At 37.1% G+C, this 17531-nt stretch carries 14 protein-coding genes and 2 pseudogenes; 13 read left to right on the forward strand and 3 right to left on the reverse strand.

Annotation, left to right across the window (positions count from 1 at the left end; genetic code table 11):
* Positions 1–117: 117 nt before the first annotated feature.
* The 8 genes and pseudogenes from NSS71_RS18525 to NSS71_RS18560 all read left to right on the forward strand — a co-directional run bounded on the left by NSS71_RS18525 (position 118) and on the right by NSS71_RS18560 (position 9777).
* Positions 118–1125: a LacI family DNA-binding transcriptional regulator gene (locus tag NSS71_RS18525; RefSeq protein WP_047940891.1), complete on the forward strand. Its 1008-nt coding sequence runs from the start codon at positions 118–120 to the stop codon at positions 1123–1125.
* Positions 1126–1145: 20 nt separating this feature from the next.
* A pseudogene (locus NSS71_RS18530) lies at positions 1146–2564 on the forward strand (tagaturonate reductase); the annotation flags it as partial.
* A gap of 36 nt (positions 2565–2600) precedes the next feature.
* A pseudogene (locus NSS71_RS18535) lies at positions 2601–4079 on the forward strand (UxaA family hydrolase); the annotation flags it as partial.
* Positions 4080–4273: 194 nt separating this feature from the next.
* Entirely contained in the window at positions 4274–5689 is a 1416-nt protein-coding gene (uxaC, locus tag NSS71_RS18540; protein ID WP_341151909.1) for a glucuronate isomerase, read from the forward strand.
* Complete coding sequence (locus NSS71_RS18545; RefSeq protein ID WP_172866661.1) at positions 5670–6407, forward strand: alpha/beta hydrolase; 738 nt, start codon at positions 5670–5672, stop codon at positions 6405–6407. The genes uxaC and NSS71_RS18545 overlap by 20 nt, the downstream gene beginning before the upstream one ends.
* A gap of 37 nt (positions 6408–6444) precedes the next feature.
* Entirely contained in the window at positions 6445–7128 is a 684-nt protein-coding gene (locus tag NSS71_RS18550; protein ID WP_341151910.1) for a rhamnogalacturonan acetylesterase, read from the forward strand.
* Between the two features lie 16 nt (positions 7129–7144).
* Positions 7145–7984, forward strand: a complete 840-nt coding sequence (locus NSS71_RS18555) for a sugar phosphate isomerase/epimerase family protein (RefSeq protein ID WP_061797031.1) — start codon at positions 7145–7147, stop codon at positions 7982–7984.
* Between the two features lie 23 nt (positions 7985–8007).
* Complete coding sequence (locus NSS71_RS18560) at positions 8008–9777, forward strand: ABC transporter ATP-binding protein (RefSeq protein WP_341151911.1); 1770 nt, start codon at positions 8008–8010, stop codon at positions 9775–9777.
* Here the strand turns inward: NSS71_RS18560 and NSS71_RS18565 are convergent.
* On the reverse strand, positions 9774–9965 hold the full coding sequence (locus NSS71_RS18565; RefSeq protein WP_341151912.1) for a hypothetical protein: 192 nt from the start codon (positions 9963–9965) through the stop codon (positions 9774–9776). The two genes, NSS71_RS18560 and NSS71_RS18565, sit on opposite strands and share 4 nt — an antisense overlap.
* A gap of 573 nt (positions 9966–10538) precedes the next feature.
* Between NSS71_RS18565 and NSS71_RS18570 the strand changes: the two genes are divergently transcribed.
* Both NSS71_RS18570 and NSS71_RS18575 read left to right on the forward strand, forming a co-directional pair.
* Entirely contained in the window at positions 10539–11999 is a 1461-nt protein-coding gene (locus NSS71_RS18570) for a sugar porter family MFS transporter (RefSeq protein WP_047940897.1), read from the forward strand.
* A 280-nt stretch (positions 12000–12279) separates the two neighbouring features.
* On the forward strand, positions 12280–13317 hold the full coding sequence (locus tag NSS71_RS18575; protein ID WP_341151913.1) for a PTS transporter subunit IIC: 1038 nt from the start codon (positions 12280–12282) through the stop codon (positions 13315–13317).
* 62 nt (positions 13318–13379) lie between these two features.
* Here NSS71_RS18575 and NSS71_RS18580 read toward each other — a convergent pair whose 3' ends face one another.
* Together NSS71_RS18580 and NSS71_RS18585 are read right to left on the reverse strand one after the other, a co-directional pair.
* Complete coding sequence (locus NSS71_RS18580; protein ID WP_047940899.1) at positions 13380–13667, reverse strand: YxcD family protein; 288 nt, start codon at positions 13665–13667, stop codon at positions 13380–13382.
* Positions 13655–14098: a hypothetical protein gene (locus NSS71_RS18585; protein WP_095258286.1), complete on the reverse strand. Its 444-nt coding sequence runs from the start codon at positions 14096–14098 to the stop codon at positions 13655–13657. The genes NSS71_RS18580 and NSS71_RS18585 overlap by 13 nt, the downstream gene beginning before the upstream one ends.
* Positions 14099–14557: 459 nt before the next feature.
* Here NSS71_RS18585 and NSS71_RS18590 point away from each other — a divergent pair, with 459 nt between their 5' ends.
* From NSS71_RS18590 to NSS71_RS18600, 3 genes are all read left to right on the forward strand, one after another.
* Positions 14558–15316: a hypothetical protein gene (locus NSS71_RS18590; RefSeq protein ID WP_047940901.1), complete on the forward strand. Its 759-nt coding sequence runs from the start codon at positions 14558–14560 to the stop codon at positions 15314–15316.
* Entirely contained in the window at positions 15313–15765 is a 453-nt protein-coding gene (locus NSS71_RS18595) for a hypothetical protein (protein WP_047940902.1), read from the forward strand. Before NSS71_RS18590 ends, NSS71_RS18595 begins: the two co-directional genes overlap by 4 nt.
* Positions 15766–15991: 226 nt before the next feature.
* The gene (locus NSS71_RS18600) at positions 15992–17431 is read left to right on the forward strand and encodes an NAD(P)-binding domain-containing protein (RefSeq protein WP_095321969.1); all 1440 of its coding nucleotides are present in this window, start codon (positions 15992–15994) and stop codon (positions 17429–17431) included.
* Positions 17432–17531: the final 100 nt, after the last annotated feature.

A 17531-nucleotide genomic window follows, 5' to 3' on the forward strand; every position in this document is an offset into this window, starting at 1 on the left:
GCATATCTAGTCTATCTTTTGCGAGTGGATTTTTTCACGTGTGCAGCAAATGACCGATTGACAAACTGCCTGAAGAATTATAAAATGTGAACGTTAACATTATTATCAGGAGGAACTATGGTTACCATTAAGGATATCGCAAAGCTTGCAGGCGTTTCGCACACCACTGTGTCAAGAGCGCTGAATGATAGTCCCCTTATTAAACCTGCAACCAAAGACAAAATTAAAAAAATTGCAGCAGAATTACATTATGTACCAAACTTTAATGCTAAAAGTCTCGTAAACCAGAAATCTTACACAATTGGCGTTTTTTTCTCTAGTATCAGCCATGGAACAAGTTCAAGTTTTCTTGTAGATGTAATAAAAGGTGTTAATTCTGTGCTAGATGAAAACTACAGTATTGCAGTAAACGGTATTGATACATTAGTCCATTTTGACAAAATCATTTCCAAACGATTTGACGGGATTATCGTACTAAGCCAAAGTGACACAGACAATGCATTTATTTACTATATACAACAAACCGGCATACCTTTGGTTGTACTAAATCGCAGACTAGATGATCCTTCTATTCCAAATGTTTCGGCAAACGATCAACAAGGTGTAGAACAGGCTATCGATGAGGCGATTAGCCTTGGTCATAAGAATTTAGCGTACATTAATGGAAAAAGCTCTTTCCGTTCCTCAGCTGAAAGGAAACAAGGATTTGTCAATAGCTTATCGAAACATCGGCTTCCTGTACAGCCTGAATTTATGGTCAATGGGGATTATAGTATGGAAAGCGGCTTTGAAAAAATGAAGCAATTGCTAGATCTGCCGACTCCGCCTAGTCTTGTATTTTGCGCAAACGATGATATGGCAATCGGTGCATTAAAAGCTTGTTTTTCGAAAGAGAGGAAAGTGCCAAATGATATCTCAATCATTGGATTTGATGATATAGCTTTTGCGCAATACTCTACTCCAGCTCTAACCACTATTCATAAGCCTATTGATAAAATCAGCGAAATTGGCATGCAAATGCTCATTGCGTTAATGAATAACGGAACATTAGAAAAGACACAAATCTTAGTAGACACATTCTTAGTTAAAAGAGAATCGCTTAGTTTTCCAACAAAACAGTCATAACTGTTTTGCTTTATCATAAAATGTTAACGTGTGCAAAAGGAGGAACTATAGTGGAAAAGCTTTCAAAGCAATTAAAACCTAATTTGTCTTTTTTTCCAGAAAAGGTCATTCAATTTGGATCAGGAAATTTCATGAGAGGATTTCTTAATTGGCAACTACAACAAATGAATAACCAGCATTTATTCAACGGTAGTGCTGTGTTAGTGAAGCCGACCAAGCATGTTTCGAATCCAACCTTAGAAGAACAAGATTACCTTTATACTGTCGTGCTTGAGGGGTTCTATCAAGGTCAAATGGTTCAGACGAGTGAAATTATTACAACTGCTAATCGATTAATTAATCCTTATGAAGAATGGGAAACTTATTTACAATTGGCAGAACAAGAAGAATTGGCCTTTATTATTTCTAATACTACAGAAGCTGGAATACAATTTGATGAAAGGGATTGTTCTATCGATCAACCTTCAACTAGTTTTCCTGGAAAACTTACTGCCCTACTATTCAAGCGCTTTCAATTAAAAAAACCAGGATTTACGATTATTCCTTGTGAGTTAATCGATCGTAACGGTGATCAACTTAAAGAAATTGTCTTACAATATGCAAGTCTATGGAATTTAGAAGAGGAATTTATTAGCTGGATTCATGCTGAAAATATATTCTGCTGCAGCTTAGTAGATCGCATTGTTCCAGGTTATCCACGTGATACAGCAAATCTGCTTAATGAGGAACATGGCTATATTGATAACTTAATGGTTAAAGCAGAGCCTTATTTATTATGGGTCATTGAAGGTCCACAAGAATTAAAAGAATCATTTCCTCTCGAAAAGGCGGGATTGAATGTACTGGTAACCGATGATATGACACCATATCGAGAACGAAAGGTTCACTTATTAAATGGCCCACATACAGCGATGGTCCCACTTGGATTACTTGCTGGTCTTGAAACTGTGGAAGATGTGATGAATGATGCAGATTTTGCGGTCTTTATTAATCAATTAATGCAGCAAGAAATTATGCCATTATTACCTCTCCCTTTAGATGACTTAAAGGCATATGCAAAATCTATAATCGAACGCTTTAAAAATCCCTTTATCCGCCATGAATTATCATCCATTGCTTTAAACAGTGTTTCTAAATATAAAGCACGCTTATTACCGCTGCTAATTAAATACCAAGAAAAACAGCAGCAATTGCCTCCATACATGACTGCTTCTCTTGCTGCTTTATTCCTAACCTACAGGGGAACACAATATAAACCAAAGGATAGCGATGAAGTCCTTGAGGCCTTTTCAAACGCTTGGGAAAATCCCGAAACTATCGCTTTTACTATTTTGAATGACAAAAATTTATGGGATACAGACTTAACCACTATTCCTAACCTTGCGGAAGAAGTAACTGCATATATCCATATGCTTAGAAAAGACGGTGCCCGAGCTGTTTTACAAAAGCTAAATAACGAAAAGCGGCCTCCTTCTCTATTAAAACTAAATGAGCGAGACAATGTCGCGGTTGCCCTAAGACCAATTAACGCAGCGGAAACAGTCTATCTTGATGGCATCTCGATCACAGCTAAAGCTGATATTCCCCAAGGCCATAAAATAGCCTTAACTGATATTCAAAAATCTAGCAATGTGATCAAATATGGCTATCCTATCGGACATACGCTGACGGAGATTACGCGGGGGGATTGGCTTCATACGCATAATGTAAAAACAAATTTAGATGGAGAACTTGAATATACGTATGAGCAAGATATCCACCAAGTAAAATACCCTAAAAAGGATCTTACCTTCCAAGGATACAGACGGGCAAATGGAAAAGTAGGAATTCGCAATGACTTATATATTGTACCGACCGTTGGCTGTGTAAACGGAACGGCAGAATATATGCTGAAAGAATTTGAAGCTCTCCATCCTGACTTAGGTACATTCGATAATATTACCATTTTAAAGCATCCCTACGGCTGCTCCCAATTAGGAGAAGACCATGAAAATACTCGCAGTATATTAATAGACGCTGTGAGCCACCCGAATGCTGGCGGAGTACTTGTTTTTGGATTAGGCTGTGAAAATAACGTTATTGCTGAATTTAGAGAGTTACTAGGAGATTATGATGGAAAAAGAGTTAAATTCTTAGTTGCACAAGAGGTAGGCAACGAAATAGAAGCAGGCTTAGAACTATTAGAAGAGATATATGAAGCTGCTAAAAATGATCAGAGAGAACCTATTCCAATTGCCGAGCTAAATGTTGGCCTAAAATGTGGCGGTTCCGACGGTTTCTCTGGAATTACGGCTAATCCGCTATTAGGAGCTTTTTCGGACTTCTTAATTTCCCAAGGGGGCAGCACTATCCTAACAGAAGTCCCTGAAATGTTTGGTGCAGAACAAATGCTTATGGCTAGAGCAGAAAATGAAAAGGTTTTCGAAGATATCGTCCATTTAATCAATGATTTTAAACACTACTTTCATTCTTATGGGGAGCCTGTTTATGAAAATCCTTCCCCAGGAAATAAGGCTGGAGGGATTACCACTCTAGAAGATAAATCATTAGGCTGTACACAAAAGGCTGGAACAGCACCGGTTGTAGATGTACTGCAGTATGGAGAGAAAATCTCCAAAAAAGGGCTAAGCCTATTGCAAGCACCAGGCAATGATCTAGTAGCTTCTTCTGCGCTTGCCGCTGCTGATTGTCATTTAGTTTTATTTACAACAGGCCGAGGAACGCCTTTTGGCAGTTTTGTTCCAACCGTAAAAGTAGCAACCAATTCTACCATTTATGAACATAAAAGGCATTGGATGGACTTTAATGCCGGTCCTTTACTAGAACGACCAATGAATGAAGTATTAGAGGAATTTATTGAAAAAGTAATAGCGGTCGCAAGTGGAGAAAAAACACGTAACGAAGCAAATGGTGTTCGCGAAATCGCTATATTTAAAACAGGAGTTACTTTATAAAAGATAGGTCAATGAGGCTATGATGGAGAAGATTTATAGAAACATAGTGTTAACCTGTGGTGCATTCATTGAAAGCAGTAATGCTGACGCTCTCTCTGTTTCCTTTTGCAATCTATCGTTGAGCTTTTGGGCACTGAGACAATAAAAGCACTATTAAACACGAATTATAAAAAAATAACGAAAGAGGGATTCTAATGTTTCTAAATGACCAATTTCTATTAAAAAATGATATCGCTCAAAAACTATTTCACGACCATGCAAAGCAGATGCCTATCATCGACTATCATTGTCACTTAGATCCGAAAGAAATTTATGAGAATAAAAACTTTAAAAACCTTACAGAAGCCTGGTTAGCAGGTGATCACTATAAATGGCGATTAATGCGCGCAAACGGTATCCCGGAGACTCACATTACTGGCGATGCCTCTGATTATGACAAATTTTTAGCTTGGGCACGCACAGTACCTAAAACAATTGGTAATCCCTTATATACATGGACCCATTTAGAGCTAAAACGTTTCTTTGGCATTGATTTATTACTGAATGAGGAGAATGCCCCTCTTATTTGGGATTTAGCCAATGAGAAATTGGCTACCGCTGACTTTAAGCGTCGCAATATTATCATCAATTCAAATGTTAAAGTAGTTTGTACGACCGATGACCCGACTGATGATTTGCATTACCATGAACGCTTAAAGAACACAGAACGACATTTTCAAGTACTTCCCTCTTTCCGTCCCGATAAAGCATTAAATATTGACCAAGATGGATTTATCGAATGGGTAGAAAGGCTAAGTATACAATCACATGTTACGATTAATTCCTATCAAGGATTAATAGAGGCACTTAAAGCACGTGTTGATTATTTCCATCAAATGGGCGGAAAATTATCGGATCATGCACTGGATATATTGGCCTATGAAGAAGCAGATGAGAAAACACTGGAATTGATTTTTCAAAAAAGACTTAAAAATGAAGCATTATCCCCATATGAAATCAGTGCATATCGTACAGAAACCTTAACTCGCTTAATCGGTTTTTATCATGAGCATAATTGGACAATGCAGCTTCATATCCATGCATATCGCAATACGAATTCAGCAATGTTTAACCAATTAGGTCCTGATACTGGATATGATGGTGTGAACGATCTCCCTCTTACCATACCCTTGCAGCGTCTGTTAGACCGTGCAGAAAAAGAGGGGAAATTACCGAAAACAATTCTTTATTCCCTGAACCCAAATGACTTCTTTGTTTTAGCTACTTTAATGGGATCTTATCAAAAACACACACCTGGAAAGCTTCAGCTAGGTTCAGGATGGTGGTATAACGATACGAGAGCTGGGATGCGCCATCAATTAACCGTTCTTAGTGACACTGGTCTCCTTTCCACCTTTGTCGGGATGTTAACAGACTCACGAAGCTTTCTATCGTACACAAGACATGAATATTTCCGCCGAGTGCTCTGTGAATTTATCGGAGAAATTGTCGAACGAGGTGAAGCCCCAGAGGACGAGGACTTGCTTGGAAGCTTAGTTAAGGACATTAGCTACCATAATGCTAAACAATATTTCGGATTTGAGCATTCTTATGTTGAAAATCATCAATGATAACTATAACCACAGTTCAGAAGAAAATCAGCATATGACATTACACCTTTCCCTTTTAGATAATAAAAAAAGACCCTTCATTCTCGTTTGTCCAGGTGGAGGGTACCACCATTTATCTGAAAAAGAGGCACAGCCAATTGTAAAATGGCTTCATTCGATTGGTTATCATGCTGGAATTCTCTATTATCCTGTTGGAACAATCAATCATACAAGCATTATAAAGGAACTAGAAGAAGTATTTAGTCAACTACGAAACAATGCCAAGGATTGGAATTTATTAGAAAATAAAATAGGTGTGCTTGGCTTTTCTGCTGGTGGACATCTAGCAAGTCTTGCTTGTACCAAAATAAACAATCGTGCTAATGCGCTAGTATTATGCTATCCAGTTGTTACCTTCACGGAACCTTATGGGCATTCTGGAAGCCGAGAGCATTTTTTGGGGAAAAATCCGCCCAACCATTTAGTTGAGGCTTATTCGATTGAACATTTGGTCGACGAACATATGCCGCCCACCTTTATGTGGCACACTGCTGATGATCAATCAGTCCCTATTCAAAATACCATCATGTTAGCCGAAAGTTTAGCCAAATTTAACATTCCTTTTGAATATCATATTTTTCCTTCTGGGAAACATGGGCTGGCATTAGCAGAGGAATCTCCCTATGTCCATCGCTGGTTGAGTTTAGCAGAAGCTTGGTTAAAAACTACTTTGTCATGATAATCATTTCATTAAAGTGAATATTGGAGGGGGAATTATGTCAGACAAGATAACTATATTTCTAGCAGGTGATTCTACCGCCGCAGAAAAAACACCAGATAAGCGTCCAGAAACGGGTTGGGGAGAAAAACTTTCCTCCTTTTTTACAGACCAAATTATTATTGATAATAGAGCTGTAAATGGAAGAAGTACCAAATCTTTTATAAACGAAGGACGACTAACTGCCATTGAACAGGCAATTCGTCCTGGAGATTATCTCTTTATTCAATTTGGACATAACGACCAAAAAGATGACCAAGCTCGCGGAACAGATCCATACGGAGACTATCAAACAAACTTGCATACATTTATTCATACCGCCAATAAGCATAACGCACACCCAGTATTACTTACTTCCGTTTCTCGAAGGCATTTTAGAAATCAGCTTATTGATCATATGTCTCTTGGTGAATACCCACAAGCTATGAGGGAACTCGCCAAGACTTACAATGTAACACTTCTAGATATTCATAAAAAATCAATAGACTTGTTTCAATCCCTTGGCCCAGACTTATCCAGGAACCTTTTTCTCCACCTTGAGGCCCATGAATCCAGCAATTATCCAAATGGAGTAAAAGATGATACTCATTTCAATGACCAGGGAGCCGATATAATTGCCAAGCTGATATGTAATGCAATAAAAGGAAGTGATCTACCTTTAAAAAAGTTTTTTAAAAATTAATTCAGGAGGGAATCCAATGTTAACACTTAATCTTGGTATTCGTGCTCATGATTTAGGCCAACTAAGCCTCGAGGAATTATGTAAGCAGTTAAGAGACTATCAATTTACCAATATTCAATTTGCGATAAAAAAGTCTTTTCCAGATTATGTCCCCTCCTTTCAAAGTCTATCACCAGGAATAGCCAGTTTTTTTGGCGATTACTTTGCTAATAACGGGATAAAAATTAGCACATTAGGCTGCTATGTTAATATTTCGAGTCGAAATCTTGCTGTGCGCCATAAGGCATTAAATGATTTTAAAACCCATATACAGCTTGCTCGAGATTTTCGTGCCAGCCTCGTTGGTACAGAAACTGGCAGTGTAAGCGAAGGTTTTACTCCTGAAAATTTCACAGAAGAAGCTTATCAAATCGCTAGGAGCTCTGTGCTGGAACTAGTAGAATATGCTGAATACTTTGGAATAACGGTGGGAATCGAAGCTGGGCTTAACCACCCTCTCTATTCTGCTCCATTAGCAAAACGTCTCATAGACGAGGTACAGTCTCCTCATTTAAAAATCATTCTAGATATTGCGAATCTAATAAACGTCCATAATGTCTCAGAAAGAGAATTTATTCTAAATGAAGCATTAGACTTGTTACATGATCATATTGCTATGATTCATCTTAAAGACTTTACAGTGAATAAAGGAAAAATAGAGATCGTCCCTGTTGGTAAGGGAATGCTAAACTTTGAACCAATTCTCACTTATCTAAAATACGATAGACCTTTTCTTCATGCTACTTTAGAAGAAACACAAGGAAACGCAATTGGGCCAGCCATCACCCATATAAGAGAGATGTATCACCGTTTATAAGGCGTTTTTAAGGAGTGAATACCTTGGATACATTAGAGGAAATTGTTCAGCAAAGCTATGACACCCACCAAAAGAACTCTTTCAAAGTACTAATCCATCTCTACAAAGGACATTATATAAAACTATTGCTATCTGCTGTTTTTTATACGATTAAACATATTCCAGCATGGGTAATGCCGATTGCAATAGCCAATGTAATAAATGCCGCTACCATAAAAGATGGTGGCGGCATTCGTACCATTTATATAAATGCCATCATTATGGTGATTCTGGTATTACAAAATATCCTCACTAATTATTATCATACGAAATATAATAGTATAGCTATTCGCAGCGTGGAATCTGGACTACGCGCTTCTCTTATCAAAAAATTGCAGGAATTATCCATTCCCTTTCATAAAGAAATGCAGTCTGGACGTCTCCAATCAAAAATCATGCGAGATGTAGAAGCTGTTCAAACTCTTTCTTCCCAAGTATTCGTCTCGAGCTTAAACATACTTGTGAATTTAATTGTTGCACTAGGAATAACTTTATATAATAGTCCAACTGTTTTTTTATTTTTTATTCTAACTGTTCCTATTTCTGCCATTATCATTGTAGCCTTTCGAAAAAAAATTAGGCACTCGAATTCAGAATTCCGAAGAGAAATGGAAGAAACATCAGCACGAGTCATTGAAATGATTGAATTAGTTCCCATTGCTCGAGCACATGCTTTAGAGAAGCAAGAAGTCTCTCGTTTAAATAATCGTTTCCAGCAAATTTTGTCAAAAGGATTTCATTTAGATATGATTCAATCCTTATTTGGAGCTGTAAGTTGGGCTAGCTTTCAACTCTTTCAAATTATTTGTTTAGTATTTACCGGTATTCTGGCATTAAAAGGAACCATTACTCCTGGTGAAGTCGTCATGTATCAAACATACTTTACAACAGTAGTTAACTCTGTTTCTAGTATGATTACTTTAATTCCAACTATTGCAAAAGGAATGGAATCTGTTGAATCTATTGGCGAAGTTCTTACAGCAGGTGAAGTGGAGAAACATGAAAATAAAAAAAGACTAAAGGAAGTAAAAGGGCATTTTGTTATCCAAAACGTCGCATACCGCTATACAAATGAAAAGAGGGACATTCTCCATAGTTTAAACTTAGAAATAAAACAAGGAGAAACAATTGCCTTTGTGGGAGAATCTGGCTCTGGAAAGTCCACCATTCTTCATTTATTAATTGGCTATATCCAACCGACAAAAGGAAAGATCCTATTAGATGGGCACGATATGGCCTTTCTTGATTTGCGCTCATATCGAAATCATTTGGCAGTTGTACCTCAATCAACTATTCTCTTCTCTGGAACGATTAGAGAAAATGTTACTTACGGAATGCCTAGCGTCTCAGAAGAACGCCTAAAGGAAGTTCTTAAAGCTGCAAATCTTTGGGAAGTCATTCAGAAATTGCCCGATGGTTTAGATACAAAAATAGGGGAACACGGAGATAAACTGTCTGGTGGGCAAAGACAAAGGGTCTCCATTGCCAGGGCACTTATCCGGAATCCAAAGGTAATTATTCTAGATGAAGCTACCTCTGCCCTTGATAGCCATTCCGAAACAAAAATTCAAGAAGCATTATCTATTTTATGCAAAAATAGAACCACCTTCATCGTAGCCCATCGATTATCCACCATAAAAAAGGCCGATAAAATTGCTGTGATTGAAAATGGTAGCTGCAGTGAATTTGGTACATATGACGAGTTAATGGATAAAAAAGGTAAGTTCTTCCGATTAAAACAACTACAAAGCTAGTAGAAAGCAGATGATCCTCTATCTAAAAGGGGATCCTGCTTGCTTTGGCTGATTCTCTCCCCGCTTTGGCTGATTCCCTCCCCACTTTGGCTGATTCTCACCCTACTTTGGCTGATTCCCTCCCCGCTTTGGCTGATTCCCTCCCCACTTTGGCTGATTCTCCCCACTTTGGCTGATTCCCTCCCCACTTTGGCTGATTTCCTCCCCGCTTTGGCTGATTCTCTCCCCGCTTTGGCTGATTTCCCTTCTAATTTGTTAAGATATCACCTCCCCTTTCACTAATTTCTAACTCATCTATTCCTATCTATTATTCTTCTGATGAAAATCCACTCCATTTTTACTTCTTTCTTATAAAAAAGGCTTAAAATAAATGCCTTCCCTAAAAAGAGCGGTCTTCACACATTATTATTATTCTTTTATTTGAGCATAGGCTCTAAATAAAATTGCAAGATAATAATTCTAGTGAAAAAAATTTCCCTTGTATATAAAGATGTTTTCAAAAATTTTTATCGGGGTAATGTATTCGTACGTCTATCCCTTACATAGCAAAAACAATATACGATTAAAAAAGATAATAATGAAATATATCCCACTTATTATTCAAGTAAAGTAATTGCCTTTCGCAGTCTAAGAATCTTATTTAAAAGGGATAGAACGACAGGTTAGCAAAGGAGATGAACTTCGATTTACATTTCAAATATAACGATAATAATGGACACTAGAAAAAAGCATTATTATAAGAGGAGGAGAAAGTAAATATTATGAGTGACCAATTAAACCCTGACAGTAGGAACACCAACACGAATAAAAAAAATAATTTAAAAATCATTGCCATTATCTCTACATTTGGTGGTCTTCTTTTTGGATTTGATACTGGTGTAATAAATGGGGCCTTACCCTATATGGCTCGTCCAGATCAGCTAAACCTCAATGCAGTTACTGAAGGTCTTGTTACTAGCTCGCTCTTATTTGGAGCGGCATTCGGAGCAATGTTCAGTGGGAAACTTGCAGATAGCTATGGACGAAGAAAAGTCATTTTATATTTAGCTGCAGTTTTTCTTATTACAACATTAGGATGTACTTTCGCACCGAATTTCCCCATCATGGTTACTTTCCGCTTCTTACTCGGTATCGCTGTTGGAGGAGCATCAGTAGCTGTCCCTACCTTCTTGGCAGAAATGTCTCCTGCTGAACGACGTGGTCAAATGGTAACCCAAAATGAATTAATGATCGTAAGCGGTCAATTACTTGCCTATATTACAAATGCTATTATTGGAAATACAATGGATGGTGCAGGAAACGCTTGGAGATACATGCTTGTCATTGCAACCTTACCTGCTATTGTCTTATGGATAGGAATGCTTGTTGTACCTGAAAGCCCTAGATGGTATGCATCAAAGGGCAGGTTCAAAGATGCTTTTCGTGTATTATTGCATATTAGAAAAGAAAAACGAGCAAAAGCAGAGCTACAGCAAATTAAAAAAGCAGTGGAAACAGAAGCACATGTGGAACAAGTTAGCTTTAAAGATTTGGCTGTACCTTGGATTAGAAGAATTGTCTTTCTTGGTATTGGGATTGCCATCGTTCAACAAATCACAGGGGTAAATACCATCATGTTTTATGGAACACAAATACTAGAAAGCACTGGATTCTCTACCGAGGTCGCTCTCATTGCCAATATCGCCAATGGAGTAATTTCTGTATTAGCTACCTTCCTGGGAATTTGGCTGCTGGGACGTGTAGGAAGAAAACCAATGTTAATTATCGGACTAATCGGTACTACAACAACTTTACTACTAATTGGGATTTTCTCCTTCACTTTAAACGGAACAACTATTCTACCCTTTGCTGTACTTAGTATGACGGTTACTTTCTTAGCATTTCAACAAGGGGCTATCTCACCAGTAACCTGGCTTATGTTAGCAGAAATATTCCCTTTAAAACTTCGAGGGTTAGGGATGGGTGTTTCTGTATTTTGCTTATGGATAACAAACTTTCTTATTGGTTTAATTTTCCCAATTCTTCTCGATAAGATTGGCTTATCTAATTCCTTCTTCCTTTTCGCCGTACTTGGAGTATTTGCCATAACATTTGTTAGCAAATTCTTACCAGAAACAAAAGGAAAAACATTGGAACAGCTCGAACAGTATTTCCGAAACTTTGATAAGGATTCCCGAGGTGTTCAGAAAACCAATATTGGAGAAAAACAATTCCATTCTTAATAAAAACAAATTGAAATATATAATCAGTTCATAAAGAGTTCCCCTTAGAAAAGGAGGAGCTCTTTCTTATTTTTACATTTTGCATTTTTTCAAACCATTTATTTTACATTTGTATAAAAAATCAGTTCATTTCATTGCATTTTATATAGTGGATTTAAAAACATTAATCATTTTATTACTTTTATACTTTTTCGCGTTGAAGCATTAAAAATAATCATTGACGATTATCTAGTTATTACATATAATAAACTCCAAATTCAAGGAGAATGGGGAGTTTAAGGTGAAAGAGTTTTTCAGTAAATTATTAAATGGTATGAGTATCGGAATTGTTGTCTCGTTAATCCCAAATGCATTGCTTGGTGAAATCTTAAAGCTCTTTATTCCTTTCTTTCCTCCGCTTCAGCACGTATTAGATATTACTGCAATTATTATGAGTTTATTGCCCGTGCTAATTGGTGTAATGGTAGGAATATCCTTTAAGCTATCCTCTATACAGACGGCTAGTATTGGTATTGCTGCAATGGTTGGTAGTGGTGTTGTTCAAAAAACAACGGAAGGGTTATTTACGTTAAATGGTATAGGGGTTGTTTTGAACACAGGTATAACCGCAGCGCTTGCGGTATTATTTGTCCGTTTTATCGGTGACCGCTTGAAGGCCTATTCTATTCTTCTATTACCAACATTATGTATATTAATCCCCGGAATGGCTGGGTACTTATTATTACCATATATGAAATCTACTACTGGATTAATTGGCATCGCAATCGAAAATGTTACAAACTTACAGCCAATTCTCATGGGTATCATTATCGCTGTCTTGTTCTGTTTAATTATTCTTTCTCCTATCTCAACAGTAGGTGTAGCAACCGTTATATCTCTGTCAGGAGTTGGATCTGGAGCAGCAAACCTTGGCATTGTGGCAGCAGGTATTGGATTGGCTATTGCAAGCTATAAAGCAAACTCTTTAGGTACTGCATTAGCACATGTTTTGGGATCCCCTAAAATACAAATGGGTAATTTCTTTATGAAACCGAAGATTGTTATTCCAATGATTATTACAGCTGCTGTGTTGGGTGGATTGGCTGGCTATTTAAATATACAGGGAACTCCTTATAGTGCTGGTTTTGGATTATCGGGATTAGTCGGGCCCATGAATTTTATGCGCTTAGCCGATGGTGGTTGGACTAGTAAAAACATTACGATTATGGTTTCTACCTTTTTAATTATTCCATTTCTTTTAAATGTATTCCTACTGTATATTTTTTCAAAAAAATTAAAAATGATTAAATCAGACGATTATAAGTTGAACTTTGATTAAATTTTAGTCAGAAAAATAGAGGATACCAGTCTATAAAGCCTGATATCCTCTACTATTTTTCTCTACTTTGCGATTGCGATAATGCCCTCTTCATCATCTAACACTAATTTCAACCCCATATATGGGTCCATATTTAAATATTCATCTAACCACAATCTGAGTGCTTCAATCATATTTTGAGTGATAAGGACTTGTTTTCGATCATGTACATATGCTTCTGCTGAAAAGCCATAATCATCATCATACATTAGCTCTACTTCTACTTCCTCTGGTCGCACTTGTTTTTTTCGTGCTACATAGACGCAGATTGCATTGATAATATCCTGTTCTGGAATGATTAATTTCTCCAATTATTTGCTTCCTCTCTTTTTTTGTTTCGATAGAAAGTAAATATTCTTTTAATTAAATTGAATACTAATACAATCGCAAGGATATTAATGAAAAGCCCTAATATAGACCCAAATGCTCCCATATTAGCAAAAAGGCTGCCAAACAACAGGCCGGCAAGTCCTCCAACCATTAACCCTCTCATTAGACCTCCACCTGAGAAGAAGCCACCAGATTTTTTCGCTGTCGTTGATTGATTAGATTTTGACGTATCGTTTGTATTATTTTTCTTTTGGAAAAAAGAATTTGTATTACTATTATTGTTGTTATTGAAGCTTCGTTTCCCAGATTTATAAGACTTTGCTTCTACCGTTGTTACAGAGTCTTGAAATACTATACTTACTGGTGATAAAACTAAACCTAACGTGAGAATTGCTGACAAAATTTTCTTCATATTTTTCTATTCCTCCTAAAAATTTGTTTTGAAATTGACATACTAATTTATAGACTTTATCATTCTCCTTGCTTCCTTAGTATTTGCAAGAAAAATAAAAAGCCTTTCCATTAATTTGGTAAAGGCTTCTAATTTCTATCTATTTATCCCTTTACCAAGAACGGCAAAGGTCTCGCAAACAACATCTCGTTGCCAGTTAAGCCGGCGATTTAATCGCGTATTGACGACGTAACTGTAAGCTACTCCCCTTTGGAGTATGCAATTTTTAAGTATATATACATTTTAATATAAACAACTTGTCTAGTCAACTTATATGGTGTAAGCCTCTTCACCTATGTTTCCTGAGATTCCGCTAACTACTAAAAATTACACCTCCTATTTTTTGTAAATCAATGTATAGGATTAACTTATTTTCACACCCTATATATATAATTCCAAAATTAGTAAGTAGGTATGTAAATGAGCGCAACACTAACCTTTCCAAAAGCAAAATATAGCACAGCAGGTATCACCTATTTAATGTATCAAAAACCAAGTACTGTTGCTTGGTGGTCTGCTGTTTTCCCTGGATTTGGTCATTATCTTCTTAATCAGTATGCCCGTGCAACATTGCTGACTGTTTTAGAAGTAATTATTAATACTGGTGCCAATATTAATGAAGCGATGGTTTATTCTTTTTGTGGAGAAATAGAATTAGCAAGATCCGTTATTCATTTAGATTGGATGATTGGATATATTGTGATCTATTTAATAACAATAGGCGATAGTTACCGCTCTGCCGTACAATTAAATAAGTATATTGAATTATCCACACCTGATTTAGCCAGCTTGGAGATATTCCCATTTGAAATACAATATTTGCAAAATAAGAGCCCTCTTTTAGGGGTCTTCTACTCACTTTTCTTTCCTGGATTGGGCCAACTGTACAATCACCGGATATTTTTAGGTTTTTATGCAATATTTTGGTGGTGGGTATATATTTTATTATCACATGCACATAAAGCTATAATCCTGACCATTACTGGCGATTTTGCTTCTTCTACTGCTATATTACACCCACATTGGTTACTTTTTATGCCTTCCATCTTAGGTGGAGCCGTTTATCATTCCTATATAACATGTATACAACATAATATTCTTGCAAAAGAATCACAGCAAAAACGTTTAACAGACAGATATGTCGGTTCCAAATTTAGCATAAGAGGTGTAAAGGGATGATTATTGTCGGAACATTCCAGCCATCTATTGAAATTGAACGTGCACTTTTTGAAATGGAAGCACTAGGTGTTCCGCCAGAAGAAATGATGGTCCTATATATGAATGAGATTCCTCCTATCAGCAGGAAAAAAAAGGCTTCTGCCGATATTCATGTTTCATCTTTTGAAATTGGCGTTGCCTTTGCTACTGGTATGGCTGTGATAGGTGCCAGTATTGGTTTTAAATTAATTCTAGGACCTATCTTTAGCGGTCTTCTCGCTGCTATTATCGGTTTTTTTTGTGGTTATTGCCTGTACTATCTTTTTCATCGGAAGAAAAAAGACAAACTGTCTCAAGGCTTGCCTGAAATCATTGTGCTTATTCAAAGCACAAAAGAAGTTGCCCCATTAATTAAGGAGATTTTATGGAAACATAAAGCACTAAGCGTTGGAATGAGAAAAAGATTGTAAAAGAAACGAATAATAACAAAAGCCAAAATCTAATTAGTAAGTATTATGGCTTTTGTGACTATTCGTTTTTTTGATGAATATCTTTTTTAAACGAATTGACTAAATTAATTTATAAAATTTAGATATTTTATCCATACAATATGCAAAAGAACATGTTAATATATTGGCATGGTATATCGATGTAAGGAGTTCTTACATCAAATGTGAAAGGGGGATGGCATTCAATATGAGCTTAGAGGACTTAAATAATCGAGTACAAACAGATCTAGCTTATCTTAATTACGGAGGACAAAACTGGGTTCGTCCAAAAATTCATGCGGAAGGACATGTTTTCGATGTGGTCATCGTTGGTGGAGGTCAATCAGGATTAGGGATTGCATTTGGTCTTTTACGCGAAAGAGTATCAAATATTCTTGTTATCGATGAAAATAAAGAAGGACTTGAAGGACCATGGGAAACCTATGCTCGTATGGTCACCTTACGCACTCCTAAACATTTAACTTCCATCGACCTTGGTATCCCTTCACTAACCTTTCGTTCCTGGTGGGAGGCACAATTTGGTAGAGAAGGATGGGAAAAAGTCGACAAAATCCCTCGTGGAGAATGGATGAATTACCTTAGATGGTATCGTGACATTCTGCAATTACCTGTTCAAAACGAAGTGAAATTGACTTTAATTGAACCCATAGAAAAAGGGATACACCGACTCCATATTAAAAGAAAGAGAACCGTTTCATCCTCCTTACTCGCTCGAAAGGTAATTCTAGCAACCGGCATCCAAGGGGGAGGAGAATGGCATGTCCCAGCCATGATATCCGATAATCTCCCTTCTTCTTTATATACTCATACTTCTGCATCCATCGACTTCCCTTCCTTCAGAGGAAAAAGGGTTGCCATTTTAGGTGGGGGTGCATCTGCATTTGATAATGCTAACTTCGCTTTATCACAAGGGGTAGCCGAAGCCCATGTATATGTCCGCCGTCATAAAATGCAGCGCATTAATCCGATTAGGCAGATGGAAGTATCCGGTATGATTGAACATTTTCCCGCCTTAGCAGATGATGATAAATACGCTAGTATTGCCCATTTTTTCCAGCATAACCAGCCACCAACAAATGATACTTTTAATCGAGCGTCTTCCTGGCCCGGTTTTCATTTGCATCTCGGTTCTCCTTGGCTGAAAGTAGCCAAAAAAGGAGAACAAGCAGAAGTAACTACACCAAAGGGAACCTTTTTATTTGATTACTTAATCATTAGCACAGGTTTATTAACAGATCCACGATTGCGTCCAGAACTACGTTTAATCGAAAAGCATATTGCCCGTTGGAAAGATCGTTATAAAGCCCCGGAAGAAATAGCATCTCCTATGCTTGATGCACATCCTTATTTAAGTCATGGCTTTTCTTTCATTAGCCGTGACGCAGAAGGAGAAGCATTACTTCACGGTATATACTCGTTTAATTATGCTGCCCTCATTAGCTGTGGTTTATCTGCTTCAGCATTATCTGGCATGAGATATGGCATTCCCCGTATTGTAACAGCTGTTACGGATGAACTATTTCTGGATGATAAAGACATGAATTTAAAAGACTTTTTTGAATACGATACAGAAGAATTCACTGGAGAATGGCCTGTGAATCAAAAGGATCCCTCCAAAGTTATTTAATAACAAGCTAAGACTCTTTTATGCAGTCTTAGCTTGTTTATTTTGTCGTGTTTTAAATACAGGATGCTGGGTATTAATTAAAAATAACGGATTATAACTG

It is taken from the genome of Niallia sp. FSL W8-0951 (assembly GCF_038006525.1).
GTDB classification, from domain to species: domain Bacteria; phylum Bacillota; class Bacilli; order Bacillales; family Cytobacillaceae; genus Niallia; species Niallia circulans.